Source organism: Dactylosporangium siamense (genome assembly GCF_016862795.1).
Lineage (GTDB): Bacteria > Actinomycetota > Actinomycetes > Mycobacteriales > Micromonosporaceae > Dactylosporangium > Dactylosporangium siamense.
On record NZ_BONQ01000014.1, the window covers coordinates 255,646 to 268,942 of the forward strand.

Below are 13,297 nucleotides of genomic sequence, written 5' to 3' on the forward strand. Positions count from 1 at the left end.
CCCTGCGGCACCACCCCAGGGGCCGCGATCATGCTTGTCGACCTGCCCATATATGTCAATGTCGAAGTATGCACGCGGCCACGGCGAACCTTGCCGCCCGGTAAAATATTGACGAAATCGTTGCCGGACCATTACCTGGTAACGGTGAGCCGGGCGTGCACGGCCGCGCCGACCGGCGACCCGGTGAGCGCGGCCACGGCCAGGGCGGCGGCTCCGGCGGCACCGTCGCGCGCCTCGGCCGGGCCGGCCCCGAACCGTTCCTGGATGCCGGTGCGGACGAGAGCGGCGACCGGACCGGCGGTCAGCAGCACCGACCCGGCCAGGACGACCGGCGACCCGTCCGGCCGGCCGGCCCGGCGGGCGACCACGTCGAGCGCGTGCAGCAGGTGCCCGGCAGCGGCCGCCGCGATGCCTCGGGCCACCTCGTCGCCGGCGCCGGCGGCGGCACCCACCAGGGGCGCGAGCAGGCCGAGGGCGGCGGGTGGACGGCGGTACGCGACCCGCACGAGCGCCTGGGCGTGCCCCTCCGGGTCGTCCTGCGCGTCGACGTCCAAGGCAGCGGTGACCGGGCCGGTGAGCAGCGTCGCCGGCCCCCGGCCGTCCAGGGCGCACAGCACCGCGCGCAACGCCTCCCGGCCCTGCCACACGGCCGAGCCCTCGTCGCCGAGCAGCCAGCCGTAGCCGTCGCACCGCACGAACGGCACCCCGTCGCGGAACGCGACCGCCGCGGCACCGGTCCCGGCGAGCAGAAGCAGGCCTTGGCGGTGGGATGTACCGGCGGAAAATGCGACCTCGAGGTCGGTGACGCTGTGCAGCGCCCCGCGCAGTCCCGTGGCGTGCCACGCCTCCTCGGCCGCCTGCCGTGCCTCCGCCGCACCCGCCGCCGCGGCACCGGCCGCACCGATCACGCCCAGCGCCACGTCCGCCGGATCGAGACCGTCCAGGGCCATCCGCAGCGCCCCCGCGAGGGCCTCGGCGGGCCGGCCGCCGCTGGAGTTCTGGTTCGCCCCGGCCGCGTGGCCGCGGCCCAGCACCGTCCCATCGATGGCGCTGACCAGGCAGCGGGTGCTCGTCGCACCCGCGTCCACACCGACGACCAGTGGTGTACGCACCCGAACACCGTACTGCATTGACGAAAAGGTTCCGAGAACGGAAACTTTCCCACATGAAGGTGAGCCGGCAGCCGGCCGAAGGCGGCGCAACGTCCACCGCGGTGAAGATCCGAGGGCTGCTGCCCTCGCTCTCCCCGGCGGAGCAGCGCGTCGGACGGATCATCGCCGACGAGTCCGCCACCGCCGCTCAGCTGACGATCACGGAGCTGTCCAAACGCGCCGAGACGTCCGAGACGACCGTCATCAGGTTCTGCCGGGCGATCGGCTTCTCCGGATACCCGGAGCTGCGGCTGAGACTCGCGGCAGAAGCCGGGCGCGCGCTCGACGACGGCGGCGCCGGCGAGGCACCCGGCAGCGACATCAGCCAGACCGACGACCTCGCCACCGTCGTGAAGACCATCGCCTTCGCCGACGCCCGGGCCGTCGAGGACACCGCCGCCCAGCTCGACCTCGCGATCCTCCAGCAGGTGATCGACGCCGTCGCCGCCGCCCGCCGCGTCGACATCTACGGCGTCGGCGCCAGCGCGTTCGTCGCCCGCGACTTCCAGATGAAGCTGCACCGCGTCGGCCTGGTCGCGTACGCATGGTCGGACCTGCACCTGGCCCTCACCAGCGCCGCGCTGCTCGACGAACGCGACGTCGCCATCGGCATCTCGCACACCGGCACCACCATGGACACGATCGAGGCCTTCGCCGAGGCCGGCCGCCGCGGCGCCACGACCGTCGCCCTCACCAACTTCCCCAAGTCGCCGATGACCCGCATCGCCGACCTGACCCTCACCACCGCCGCCCGCGAGACCACCTTCCGCTCCGGCGCGATGGCCAGCCGGCTGGCCCAGCTCACCGTCGTGGACTGCGTGTTCGTCGGCGTCGCCCAGAAGACCTACGCACAGACCAAGGCGGCCGTGGAGAAGACCCGCGAGGCCGTCCGCAGCCGGCGGGTGCGACCGGAACGAGGCCCCTGGTGACCGTCTCTCCCCCGCTCGCCCCGACGGAGGAACGCAACGCTCGGACCCACCAGATCGACCGGTTGCCGACCCTGCGCATCCTCGAACTGATCAACGCCGAGGACGCGACCGTCGCCACCGCCGTCGCCGCCGTCCTGCCGGACCTCGCCGAGGCCGTCGACCGCTGCGTCGACGCCCTGCGCTCCGGTCACCGCCTGCACTACTTCGGCGCCGGCACCTCCGGGCGCATGGCGGTCCTCGACGCGACCGAGCTGCGCCCCACGTACGGGGTCGAGCCCGGCCACGTGGTCGCGCACCTCGCCGGCGGCATCCGCGCGCTCACCGACGCCGTCGAGGCGGCCGAGGACGACGCCGAGGCGGGCGCCGCCACCGCCGCCGAGGTCCTCACCGCCGGCGACGTCGCGTTCGGCATCACCGCCAGCGGCGGCACCCCGTTCGTCGGTGGCGCGCTGCAGGCCGCCCGCGACCGCGGCACCCGCACCGTCCTGCTCTCCGCCAACCCCATGGCCGCCCTCGCCGCGCACGCCGACATCCACATCGCCGTCGACACCGGCCCCGAGGTCGTCACCGGCTCGACCCGCATGAAGGCCGGCACCGCGCAGAAGCTCGTCCTGAACGCCCTGTCGACCGCGGTGATGATCCGCCTCGGCCGCACCTACTCCAACCTCATGACGGACATGGTCGCCAGCAACGCCAAGCTGCGGGTGCGCCAGGTCCGCATGCTGGTCCAGGCGACGGGCCTGCCCGCCGACACCTGCCAGACCGCCCTCACCGCCGCCGGCAACGAGGCGAAGGTGGCCCTGCTGACCCTGCTCACCCGGGCCGACGTCGACCAGGCCCGCCAGGCGCTGCGCGCGGCGGGTGGCGTGGTCCACCAGGCACTGCACGCCGTGCGCTGAGCTCCGGCTGGGCTTCGCCCGTGCTTTGATGGGATCCACGGGTGTTTGCCGCGCGGACGCTTGGCGCACGGGCGCTTTGTCGCGTGGTGCAGGAGGGACCGTCCATGGCCAGTTTCACCGTCACCCTGGATGTGCGCGCGCCCGCCACGAGGGTGTGGACGACGCTCGTGGACTGGCCCAGACACGGCGACTGGGCGCCGCTGACGACCGTCCGCGTCACCTCACCGCGCCCGGACGGGGTCGGCGCCTCCTTCGTCGCCCGCTCCGGCATCGGACCGCTGGGCTTCGACGACCCGATGTCCGTCACACACTGGCAACCACCCGGCGGCGACGAGCCCGGCGACACGGCCGGCCGCTGCGAGATCGACAAACACGGCCACGCGATCCGCGGCATCGCCTGGTTCGAGGTGAGCCCGCGACCCGGCGGCCACAGCCACGTCGTGTGGTTCGAGGATGTCACCGTGCGCCCGCACCGCCTCACCCGGCTCGCGCCCGCCGTCGTGTCCACGATCGGCAGGATCGGCTTCGCCCGCGCCCTGCGCGCCATGGCCCGCGAAGCTTCGCGGCATTCGTAGTCCTGCAGTCAAGAATCCGCACGGAAAATCGGTTGGCTATGACGCGCCGGCCGCTTATCGTTGAATGCACAAGGCAACGACCACACCCGATCGCACAGGAGCCCACGATGAGGACATGGACCGCCACGCAAACCCGGCAGCTGCCGGCGTTTGCCGCTGTGCTGCCCGTGACCCGAGTCGCGGCGGCCCACCCGCACAGCATGCCGGCCATGCGCACCGCGGGACGGTGGAAAGGCTAGAAACCCGAGCCTTCCAACCGCCCGCCCCGCACAGGGACCGGGCGGTTTTTCATGCATCCATAGGGGCGTAGCTCAACTGGTTGAGCGTCGGTCTCCAAAACCGAAGGCTGCAGGTTCGAGTCCTGTCGCCCCTGCGCACCATGCGCTTTTTCCGCACCACGCACCTTTCGCAAGGCCCCAGCACGGCTGCGGGCACACGGCACCACATTGAAAACTCCACAGCGGACGGCAATTTCGGGAGCGACCGGCTTGGTGACCGGACCTGGTTTGGGGCCAGGAAGCGCGGGGTTCGATTCCCCGGCTCCCGACACATGGGGTTGTAGCTCAGTTGGAAGAGCGCCGGCTCGGCAGGCCGGAGGCCCGGGGTTCGATTCCCCGCTTCTCCACGCGGTGTTCCTTGTCCTTTTGGCGTAAGCGGTAGCGCGGCTGGTTGAAGCCCAGCGGGTCCCGGTTCGACTCCGGGTGAGGACACGATGCCGATGGGAGCTCGGCTAATGGCAGGCCACGAGGTTTTGGTCCTCGCTGTGGGGGTTCGAGTCCTCCGCTCCCAGCGTTTGTCTGCCGATGTAGCTCAGTTTGGTCAGAGCGCTGTCCTGGTACGACAGAGGTTCACCGGTTCGACTCCGGTCTTCGGCTCCACCACCATCTCAATGCCAATGCAGCACGACTGGTCGTGCATCCGTTTCGTAATCGGAAGGTAGTCGGTTCGAGTCCGACCGTTGGCTCTTGGGCGACGCACAGGTGTGCAGCACTGCCTTGCAAGCAGCGCCTGCTCGGTTCGATACCGAGGTTGTCCACTCTGCCCGGGTAGCTCAATGGAAGAGCGCCTGTCCTACAAACAGGATGTTGGGGGTTCGAGTCCCTCCGCGGGCACGCAAAAAGGCAAGAGCAAGAGCAGAAGCAAAAGCATGGCGTTCGTGGTGTACCGGATGTGCACGCCAGGTTGTGGCCCTGGTGGTTCGGGTTCGACTCCCGACGATCGCCCTCATGCCGTCCGCTGCGGACCACCGTGGGTGCGGGCGCTGGCTGCCCGGCCGCTGCTCATAACGGCGGTGTGCCCGGATCGACACCGGGACCCACGACGCGCCAGATGGTACCGATCGGTTCGATTGCCCGGTGGGGTGAGTCGAACCGATCGGTGCCATCTGCGTTGGAGGCGTCCGTGCGAGGACTCTGGCGGGCCGCCGGGCTGGCGCTCAGGACGGCGTCGGCGGGCATGCTGCTCACCGCCACGTCCCTCGCCGGGACCGCCGCGACGGGTCGCTGTCCACTGCTGCTGGCCGGCCGCGCGCTCGGCGGGCTCGGCGGCGCCCTGGTGTTCATCGCCGGCGCAATCCTGTCGGCGCGGCTCGCCGCAGCGGCGGGCAGCATGAAGCCGATCACCGTCTACTCCAGCGGCACCGGCCTCGGCGACTGTCCTGTGCGCTGGTGGTGCCCTGCTCGCGACACCAGCGGCCAGGACAGCGCCCGCACGGCGGTGCGAGCCTTGCGGCGTGGCATCTCGAACAGGCTCGCGAACGCCGTCCACGAACCGTCCGTGAACTCGATGGTCAGGCGGCACGGGTGGAGGCGGCACCAACCCACCCTGGCGGACCGGACGGTCGGCAGCGGCGTCTCCCACAGTGGTCGCAGGCGCTGTGCGGCCGGGCCGTAGTCCTTGCCGGGCTCGAAGATGAAGTGGGCGGCGTCGCGGGGCTCGAACAGCCGCAGCACCGTGGCGCTTCCGGCGCAGGCGCGGCGGGACGCCGCAGCGATCGAGGCGGGTGTCCCGGCAGCAATCGAGGCGGGTATCCCGGCAGCGATCGAGGCGGGTATCCCGGCAGCAATCGAGGCGGGTGTCCCCCACGGCGATCGAGGCGGGTGTCCTACGGCCGACCGGCCGAACAGCAGCCACCAGGGAACATCGCGCCGGGGAGCGACGGCGGGAGGACCGCCCCGACGACCCCGGCGGCGGCGGAACCGGCCCTGTATTCGTGCGGCCCTTCATACGGCGGCAGCGGCGGGTCGACGCCGATCGGCGGTTTCGTCACCACGGCGGCGAGGGCCCGCTCCCCCGGCACCAGCGAGGCCAGCGCATCCGCGTGCACCAGCAAGGGGTCGGGATCGAGTTCAGTCGAACCTACCGCGCACGGAGGCGGCGCAGCATGCGGGCGTCCTCGAAGCCGGCGGCGCGGGCGGCGGCCTCGACGGTGGCACCGTGGCCGATGAGGTGTTCGGCGCGTTCGAGCCGCAGCAGCTGCTGGTAGCGCAGCGGGGTCAGCCCGGTCGCGTCGCCGAACGCACGGGTCAGGGTGCGTTCGCTGACGCCGGCGGCGAAGGCGAGGTCGCGCAGCGGCAGGCGGTCGGCGAACCGGGCGTCGATGAGGTCCTGGACGCGGTGGACCACGTCGGACAGGTGGCCGCGGTGCCGGAGCATGGCGCTGTCCTGCGGCTCGTCGCCGTTGCGCCGGGCGTAGACGACCATCTCGCGGGCGATCCGCGCGGCGAGGCCGGGGCCGTGCCGGGTCGCGACGAGGTGCAGGGCGAGGTCGATGCCGCTGGCGATCCCGGCGGAGGTGACGACCCGCTCGTCGATGACGAACAGGACGTCCTTGAGCACCTTGGCGCTGGGGTACCGGGTCGCGAGCCGGTCCTGCAGCAGGTGGTGGGTGGTGCAGCGGCGCCCGTCGAGCAGACCCGCCTGCCCGAGCGCGTCGGCGCCGGAGCAGACGCTGGCGCAGGTGCCGCCGGCGTCGTGGTGGGCCGCCAGCCAGGCCCGCGCCGTCGGTGACAGCCGCCCGTTGTTCGGGAAGCCGTGGCTGCGCCAGCCGGGGACGACGACGAGGTCGGTCGCCGCCAGGTCGAGCAGCGGGTCGGTGCGGCGGACCGGGAGACCCTGCGCCGACGGCACGTCGTCCTGCTCGGCCACGTAGTGCAGTGCGTAGTCCAGGCCGAAGTCGCGGGCCGTGGCGAAGACCTGCGCCGGTCCGGCCAGGTCGAGCAGATGCAGCTGTGGCACGAGCAGGAAGACGACCTTCATCAGCCGATGAGCTCCTTGACCGTGGCGATCGTGGCGAAGCGGCCGGCGAGGGCGTACTCGGTGCGGGCGATGATGTCGTCGGTGGACAGGGTGCGGGGGCTGGCCAGGATCTCGTCGTAGGGCAGGTGCTTCTCGTCGCGGTGCGCGATCGGGAACGTGGCGGTGGCCTCGGTGACGAACGTGACGTCGTAGCCGTAGTCGCCGGCGACCCGGGTGGTCGTCTCGCAGCACTGCTCGGTCTGGATGCCGGTGATGATCAGGTGCCGGATGCCCTCGGTGGTGAGCAGCTGCTGCAGGCCGGTGGTGGTGAACGCGTTCGCCGACGTCTTGGTGATGACCGGCTCGTCCGGCAGCGGAGCGAGGCCCTCGATCGGGCGGACGTGGCCGTTGCGGGGGTCGAAGACGTTGTCGACCTCGTGGTGCAGGATCCACACGATCAGGTCACCGCGGGAGCGGGCCGCGTCGATCAACGGGTTGACCGTCGCGACGATGTCGGGGTTGGAGACGGCGGCCCAGCTGGGGCGCTGGCGGAAGGACTCCTGGATGTCGATGACGAGCAACGCGCTTCTCATGCCGTCGATCCTGCGCCGTCGGGAGTCTCCGCGACAGGCACCGCCTGGCCGGAGGCCGGACGCATCTGGTCATGCGGCGCCAGGCGCTGGCTGACCCAGTACAACACCAGCAGCAGCAAGGCCAAAGCCAGCAGCGTGGATCCGAGGATGTTGACACCGGCCCGGGTGAGCAGGACGCCGATGGCGGTCGGGACCAGGGCGCCACCGAGACCGGCACCGGCGATCTGCAGGCCGATCGCCCGGTCGGCGTGTGCCGCGCCGACGCGGTCGGCGGTGGTGAGCGTCAGCAGCGGGAAGACGGGTGCGGCGGCGAAGCCGATCAGGCCGAGGCCGGTGGCGGCGAGCCAGCCGGGGCCGGGCAGCGCGACGAGGAACGCGCCGGCCGCCATGCCGATCATGCAGCCGGTGATGACGCGGTGCACGCCGATGCGGTCGGCGACGGCGCCCTGCACGACGCGGCCCAGGAACAGCATGGCCCAGTATCCGGAGACGCACACGCCGGCAACCGCGTCGCTGACCCCGCGGCCGTCGGTGAGCAGCAGGAACGCCCACAGGCCGGCGCCGGCCTCGACGGCGACGTAGACGCCGAAGGCGACGACCTGCACCCACACCACGGGCAGCTTGAGGGTGTCCCGTCCTCGCTGCGGCGTCTCGTGCACGGGCGCCGGCGCCCTCCCCCAGCTCCGCGCCTTCGTCACGAACGACAGCGACAGCGCCAGCTGGGCCGCGGCGACGGCGGCGTAGCCGAGCCGCCACGGCGATCCGGCGCTGATCACCGAGGTCATGATGAGCGGGCCGATGGCCACGCCGAGGCCGAAGCACGCGTGCAGCCAGTTCATGTGCCGGGCGTTGAAGTTGGCGGCCGCGTAGGCGTTGAGGCCCGCGTCGATCGCGCCGCCGCCGAAGCCGCCGAGCAGGGCGCACGGCACGACGAACCACAGGCCGGGGGCCAGGGAGTAGCCGGCCAGGGCGAGGCTCGTCGCGGCGGTGCTGGCGGCGAGGAGCCAGCCGACGCCGACCCGGGCGAGCAGGAAGCCGGCGGCGACGCTGGAGGTCAGATAGCCAGTGGTCGCCGCGACGAGCAGGTAGCCGACCGACTCGGTCGACACGTGGAAGGTGCCGGCCATGAAGGGCCAGCCGACACCGAGGAGACCGTCGGGCAGCCCGAGGCTGATGAACGCGAAATAGGCCAGCACGAGCAGCGACGTTCTCACCGTCGTGATCTTACGGGTTCCATCATACGGGAAGTCTCTCCCAATATTAGAGACGAGAATATTAAAGTCTGGGACATGACGACCTATACCCACGGGCATCACGAGTCGGTCCTGCGCTCCCACCGCTGGCGCACCGCCGCGAACTCCGCCGCGTATCTGCTGCCGGTGCTCCGGCCGGGCATGACCCTGCTCGACGTCGGCGCCGGACCCGGGACGATCACCGCCGACCTGGCCGCCGTCGTCGCACCGGGTGCGGTGACCGCGCTCGAGGCGACCCCGTCGGCCCTGGAGGTCACCAGGGCCGGCGTGCAGGGCGTCGCATACGTGGTCGGCGACGTCCACGCCCTCGACTTCCCCGACGACACGTTCGACGTGGTGCACGCCCATCAGGTCCTGCAGCACGTCGCCGACCCCGTCCAGGCGCTGCGCGAGATGCGCCGGGTGTGCAAGCCGGACGGCTATGTGGCGGCCCGCGACAGCGACTACGCGGCGTTCACCTGGTTCCCGCAGCTGCCGGAGCTCGACGAGTGGCTGGCGCTGTATCAGCGGATGGCCCGCGCCAACGGCGGCGAACCCGACGCCGGCCGCCGGATGCTGTCCTGGGCCCGGGCCGCGGGCTTCACCGACGTCACGGCGACGGCGAGCGCCTGGTGCTTCGCCAACGACGAGGACCGCGCCTGGTGGGGCGGCATGTGGGCGGACCGCGTCCGCGCCTCGGCGATGGCGACGCAGGCCCTGGCCGGCGGGGTGACGCAGGAGGACCTGCAGCGCCTCTCCGACGGCTGGCGCGCCTGGGCCGCCTCCCCGGACGGCTGGCTGTCCATCCTGCACGGCGAGATCCTCTGCCGCCCGTGAACGCTTTGCCGGCGCGCGCCCGGCGTCGTCGCCGTCTGGTCGAAGTCGTCGTCGCGGTCACGCACGCGACTTCGGTCACGGCGACGCCGCCGGGCGACCTGCGGTCACGGCAACGCCGCCCGGGCGACCTGCGGTCACGGCAACGCCGCCGGGGCGACCTGCGGCTACGTCAGCGCCGCCAGACCTCGAACTGCTGGGAGTCCTGGTAGCCGGTGCCGGTCACGGCCTCGATGACGGCCCACACGAAGTCCTCGTCCGGGCCCCACGACGGGATCTCCACGGTGGCCTCCACCGGCAGCGGGGTCCCGGCGTCCACGACGGGTTCGGCGTCGGCGTAGACGAGCTCCCGCACGACCTCGCCGTCTTCGAAGAGCGTGAACGCGTAGCTGCTGGCGACGCTGGCGAAGACGACGGTCAGCGCGGTGCCGGGCGGTTCGCAGATCGGGGCGAACTCCATCGCCGGGTCCCACACCTGGACCCAGCCGCCGGCCTCCGCCGCGAACAGCACCCCGTCCGCGAGCCCGCTGGTCGCCTCGTCCGCCCCGACCAGCCGGCCGGGCTCCAGCTGCGCGGCGGCCAGCAGCGCGACCGCTTCAGCCGTGGAGGACCCCTGGACGAACAGCGCCGACGTATTCCATCCCATGCCGCAAGACCCTAAAGCAGCCAGTGGTCGAACGGGTGGCGACCGGGGCGGAAGCCGTGCGCCTCGACCATCGCGGCGGCGTCGGCGAAGCCCGTGGCGACCAGGTCGGGGCGGTGGGCGTCGCTACCGAAGCAGATCGCGCGGCCGCCCTCCTCGCGCCACCAGCGCACGAACTCGGGTTCCGGGCCGCGGCGGGTGTTGACCTCGAACGCGCGGCCGGTGCCGGCGAGGGCGCGCAGCACGGCCCGGATCTCCTCCTCATACGCGGAGATCGTGAAGGTGGAACCCGCGGGCAGGTACCGGACCGGGTAGTCCAGGTGGGTCAGGGCCGAGAACGTGTCGCAGGACTCGATCATGCGGATCGCCTCGGCGAAGTATTCGCGCAGCACGGCGGGCACGCCCTGCACCGCGAACTCGTCCTCGACCAGGCGGTGCCGCCCGGCCGCGGCCACGGAGTGCAGGGAGCCGATGACCCGCTCGAAGGGGGCCGAGGCCAGCAGGGTCGCGGCTTCGGAAGGGAACCAGTGCGGCTCACCGAGCTCGACACCGGTGATGATGCGCAGCGACGGGAAGCGGGAACGGCACCGGTCGATCGCCTCCAGGTAGCCGGTGACGTCCAGGGGCGGCGGGGTGAGGTGCACGCCGTCGGTGATGTGCTCGCGCAGCCGGTCCGGCAGGGTGTCCGGCGTGACCTGCCAGGTGACGAAGTCGGTGTGCTCGGTGAACGCGATCGCCGGCAGCCCCAGCTCGACGGCCCTCGCGCACGAGCCCTCCATGTCCCCGGTGCCGGTGTCCCAGGAGAACTCGGTGTGCGTGTGCAGATCCGCGGGCAGCATCGGCTGATCGTGTCAGTCGATGCCGAGACCGTGCAGGAATGTCACGGCGCCGGTGACGTCCGCCACCACGGGCACGCCGGGCGTGACCGGGGGCCGGTCGATCATGAGGACCGGCACGCCGAGGAGGCGCGCCGCGGCCAGTTTCGCGGCGGTCATGGATCCTCCGCTGTCCTTCGTCACCAGGAGTTGGATGGTGTACGACCCCAGCAGCGCCGTCTCTCCCTCGACCGTGAACGGCCCCCGGTCCAGCAGCGACTCCAGCCGCGGCGGGTGCGGTGGGGCCACGGGGTCGACGCTGCGCACGAGGAACCACCGGTCGGTCAGCCCGGCGAACGCGCCCAGCCCCTGCCGTCCCGTGGTGAGGAACACCCGCTCGAACGCGGACCCGGCGATGAAGGCCGCGGCGTCGTCCAGCGAGGCAACCCGGTGCCACACGTCGCCGGGGACGGCGGTCCACCCGGGGCGGCGCAGTACGACGAGGGGTACACCTGAATCCGCCGCGGAAGCGCTCATCCTCGCGGCGAACGGGTGGGTGGCGTCCACGACCACGTCGACCGCTTCCCGGCGGACATACTCGGCCAGGCCGGCGGGGCCGCCGAAGCCGCCGACGCGGACCTCGCCGGGCGGCAGGGTGGGCGAGGCGACGCGGCCGGCGAGCGAACTGATCACCCGCCACCCCGGCAGCGCGGCCGCGAGCTGCCGCGCCTCGCCGGTGCCGCCGAGGATGAGCACTGTGCGCACCAGGAGACGATGTCACGCCGGGACGTGCAGCTCGACGCGGCCCTTCCCGGCGGCCTTGGAGCGGTACAGGGCGGCGTCGGCGAGCCGGAACATCTCCTCGCCGCCCACCCCCACCACGACGCCGGCGCTCGCGCCGACGGGCACCGGGCAGCCGGACGCGGACACCCGGGCGACGATCGCGGCGATGACCCGGTCGGCGACCGCGACCGCCTCCCGCTCGTCGTGGACGTCGGTGAGCAGGACCGCGAACTCGTCGCCGCCGAGCCGGACGGGCAGGTCGCCGGCGCGGACCGCGGAGCGCAGCGCCCCGGCGGCCTCGATGAGGACCCGGTCGCCGGCCGGGTGGCCGAGGGTGTCGTTGACCTGTTTGAAGCCGTCGAGGTCGAGCAGGACCAGCCCGCCGCGCAGGTCGGGCAGCGACGCGTAGAGCAGCGCTCGGTTCGGCAGGCCGGTGAGGTGGTCGTGGGTGGCCTGGTGCGCCAGCTCGGCGCGGGCCCGCTGGACCTCGGCGAGCAGCTGGGAGTTGGTCCGCAGGACCAGGTGCTGCCGCACGAGCACCAGGCCGGCCACGAGCAGCAGCGCGGACACCATGACGCCGTCGACGGCGCCGGAGCGGTACGCGGCACCCGCGACGACGAAGGCACCGGCGACCGGCAGGTAGGGCAGGGCGGCCCGCCAGCCGAGCGGGACGGCCGGTTCCTCGCCACCGGCCGGCATCCGGAAGCGGCCGGCGAAGTACAGCAGCCCGCTGGCGGTGCCGAAACCGGCGGGCATGGCATGGACGTACCAACTCCCGCCGCGCCGACCCAGGAACAGGTAGCCGAGCGTGGCGACGGCGAAGACCGCGAAGCCGCCGGTGAGCACGGTGACCGCGGTGGTGCCGCCGAGCCGGCTGCGGGACAGCAGCACGATCGCGATGGCGATGCAGGCGATGTGCACGCTGGGCACGCCGATCGCGACGATCCCGCCGAGGTTGCCGATCTCGTGCATGGTGTCGCGCAGCAGCAACGGCCAGGCGAGCACGAACAGCGCCGCGGACACCATCGTCCCGTCGATGGCGAGCCTGACCCGCTGCTCGACGGGCTGCGGCGCGGCGGGCGCGCTGAGCAGCACCCCCGGGGCGAGGCACACGGCCAGCAGCGAGGCCCAGTCCCCGGCGCGCGGTGGTGGGCCGTCGTTGCCGGTGAGGACGTCGAGGAGGTACAGCAGGCAGGCGAGGGTCCAGCACGACGACGCGACCCCGGCGATCAGCCACGCCAGCCGGCCGCGGCCGGTGGTGCCGGTGGCCTGGGCGAACAGCCGCACGTTGGTGGCGAGGGCGAGCAGGGTGACGGCGGCGCCCACGACCGCGATCGTGCCGGTCGTGGGCGCCAGGAGGACCGCGGCCTGCGCCGCGGCGCACCCCGCGATCAGACCGGCGACGAACCACATCGCCGGTCTGATCGGCAGCTACGGGCCGCTCACCAGGTTTGTCACCTGGTGACCGCTGTTGACCGCGGCGCCCGTGTTGTTGATGACGTGCGAGATGGTGCCGGTGCCACCGAGGGACACGGTGACCATGTTGTGGAACTTGACGTTCGGGGTCACCGGGACCTCGAACGAGTGACCCAGCACGACGCTCGGG

14 protein-coding genes and 8 tRNA genes are annotated in these 13,297 nt (G+C 72.4%); 13 read left to right on the forward strand and 9 right to left on the reverse strand.

The features are described from left to right. Positions 1-131: 131 nt before the first annotated feature. Positions 132-1,112 carry an N-acetylglucosamine kinase gene (locus Dsi01nite_RS02995; protein WP_203844423.1) on the reverse strand — a complete coding sequence of 327 codons (981 nt, stop codon included), beginning with the start codon at positions 1,110-1,112 and terminating at the stop codon, positions 132-134. 53 nt (positions 1,113-1,165) lie between these two features. On the opposite strand from Dsi01nite_RS02995, the gene Dsi01nite_RS03000 reads away from it, so the two are divergent. From Dsi01nite_RS03000 to Dsi01nite_RS03055, 12 genes are all read left to right on the forward strand, one after another. Continuing rightward, positions 1,166-2,080 (forward strand): MurR/RpiR family transcriptional regulator, encoded by a 915-nt coding sequence (locus Dsi01nite_RS03000; RefSeq protein WP_203844424.1) that lies wholly within the window; start codon positions 1,166-1,168, stop codon positions 2,078-2,080. Further along, complete coding sequence (gene murQ, locus Dsi01nite_RS03005; RefSeq protein ID WP_239135639.1) at positions 2,077-2,979, forward strand: N-acetylmuramic acid 6-phosphate etherase; 903 nt, start codon at positions 2,077-2,079, stop codon at positions 2,977-2,979. The genes Dsi01nite_RS03000 and murQ overlap by 4 nt, the downstream gene beginning before the upstream one ends. Positions 2,980-3,083: 104 nt before the next feature. Further along, complete coding sequence (locus Dsi01nite_RS03010) at positions 3,084-3,554, forward strand: SRPBCC family protein (RefSeq protein WP_203844425.1); 471 nt, start codon at positions 3,084-3,086, stop codon at positions 3,552-3,554. 300 nt (positions 3,555-3,854) lie between these two features. After that, a tRNA-Trp gene (locus Dsi01nite_RS03015) sits at positions 3,855-3,927 on the forward strand. Between the two features lie 179 nt (positions 3,928-4,106). Continuing rightward, positions 4,107-4,179, forward strand: a tRNA-Ala gene (locus Dsi01nite_RS03020). 13 nt (positions 4,180-4,192) lie between these two features. After that, positions 4,193-4,264 (forward strand) — tRNA-Phe (locus tag Dsi01nite_RS03025). 9 nt (positions 4,265-4,273) lie between these two features. Next, positions 4,274-4,344: transfer RNA gene (locus Dsi01nite_RS03030), tRNA-Gln, on the forward strand. 9 nt (positions 4,345-4,353) lie between these two features. Further along, positions 4,354-4,432 (forward strand) — tRNA-Thr (locus Dsi01nite_RS03035). Between the two features lie 13 nt (positions 4,433-4,445). Continuing rightward, a tRNA-Thr gene (locus Dsi01nite_RS03040) sits at positions 4,446-4,518 on the forward strand. A gap of 76 nt (positions 4,519-4,594) precedes the next feature. Continuing rightward, positions 4,595-4,666: transfer RNA gene (locus tag Dsi01nite_RS03045), tRNA-Val, on the forward strand. 37 nt (positions 4,667-4,703) lie between these two features. Next, positions 4,704-4,778: transfer RNA gene (locus tag Dsi01nite_RS03050), tRNA-His, on the forward strand. A 177-nt stretch (positions 4,779-4,955) separates the two neighbouring features. Continuing rightward, complete coding sequence (locus Dsi01nite_RS03055; RefSeq protein WP_203844426.1) at positions 4,956-5,447, forward strand: hypothetical protein; 492 nt, start codon at positions 4,956-4,958, stop codon at positions 5,445-5,447. 211 nt (positions 5,448-5,658) lie between these two features. Here the strand turns inward: Dsi01nite_RS03055 and Dsi01nite_RS03060 are convergent, their stop codons facing one another. Genes Dsi01nite_RS03060 through Dsi01nite_RS03075 form a run of 4 tightly spaced genes read right to left on the reverse strand, consistent with a single transcriptional unit; the run spans position 5,659 to position 8,598 of the window. Beyond that, on the reverse strand, positions 5,659-5,880 hold the full coding sequence (locus tag Dsi01nite_RS03060; protein WP_203844427.1) for a hypothetical protein: 222 nt from the start codon (positions 5,878-5,880) through the stop codon (positions 5,659-5,661). A gap of 32 nt (positions 5,881-5,912) precedes the next feature. After that, the gene (locus tag Dsi01nite_RS03065; RefSeq protein ID WP_308442004.1) at positions 5,913-6,812 is read right to left on the reverse strand and encodes a GlxA family transcriptional regulator; all 900 of its coding nucleotides are present in this window, start codon (positions 6,810-6,812) and stop codon (positions 5,913-5,915) included. After that, positions 6,812-7,384 (reverse strand): cysteine hydrolase family protein, encoded by a 573-nt coding sequence (locus Dsi01nite_RS03070; protein WP_203844428.1) that lies wholly within the window; start codon positions 7,382-7,384, stop codon positions 6,812-6,814. The genes Dsi01nite_RS03065 and Dsi01nite_RS03070 overlap by 1 nt, the downstream gene beginning before the upstream one ends. Next, positions 7,381-8,598, reverse strand: a complete 1,218-nt coding sequence (locus tag Dsi01nite_RS03075) for an MFS transporter (RefSeq protein WP_239135640.1) — start codon at positions 8,596-8,598, stop codon at positions 7,381-7,383. The genes Dsi01nite_RS03070 and Dsi01nite_RS03075 overlap by 4 nt, the downstream gene beginning before the upstream one ends. Before the next feature lie 75 nt (positions 8,599-8,673). Here Dsi01nite_RS03075 and Dsi01nite_RS03080 point away from each other — a divergent pair, with 75 nt between their 5' ends. Beyond that, positions 8,674-9,453, forward strand: coding sequence for a class I SAM-dependent methyltransferase (locus tag Dsi01nite_RS03080; RefSeq protein ID WP_203844429.1), 780 nt, complete (start codon positions 8,674-8,676; stop codon positions 9,451-9,453). 169 nt (positions 9,454-9,622) lie between these two features. Here the strand turns inward: Dsi01nite_RS03080 and Dsi01nite_RS03085 are convergent, their stop codons facing one another. From Dsi01nite_RS03085 to Dsi01nite_RS03100, 4 genes are read right to left on the reverse strand one after another with little or no spacing between them, the layout of a single operon-like run. Continuing rightward, complete coding sequence (locus Dsi01nite_RS03085) at positions 9,623-10,096, reverse strand: hypothetical protein (protein ID WP_203844430.1); 474 nt, start codon at positions 10,094-10,096, stop codon at positions 9,623-9,625. 11 nt (positions 10,097-10,107) lie between these two features. Then, positions 10,108-10,932 carry a histidinol-phosphatase HisJ family protein gene (locus Dsi01nite_RS03090; protein ID WP_203844431.1) on the reverse strand — a complete coding sequence of 275 codons (825 nt, stop codon included), beginning with the start codon at positions 10,930-10,932 and terminating at the stop codon, positions 10,108-10,110. A gap of 12 nt (positions 10,933-10,944) precedes the next feature. After that, complete coding sequence (locus Dsi01nite_RS03095) at positions 10,945-11,673, reverse strand: cobalt-precorrin-6A reductase (protein ID WP_239135641.1); 729 nt, start codon at positions 11,671-11,673, stop codon at positions 10,945-10,947. A 12-nt stretch (positions 11,674-11,685) separates the two neighbouring features. After that, positions 11,686-13,104, reverse strand: coding sequence for a GGDEF domain-containing protein (locus tag Dsi01nite_RS03100; protein WP_203844432.1), 1,419 nt, complete (start codon positions 13,102-13,104; stop codon positions 11,686-11,688). Between the last annotated feature and the right edge of the window lie 193 nt (positions 13,105-13,297).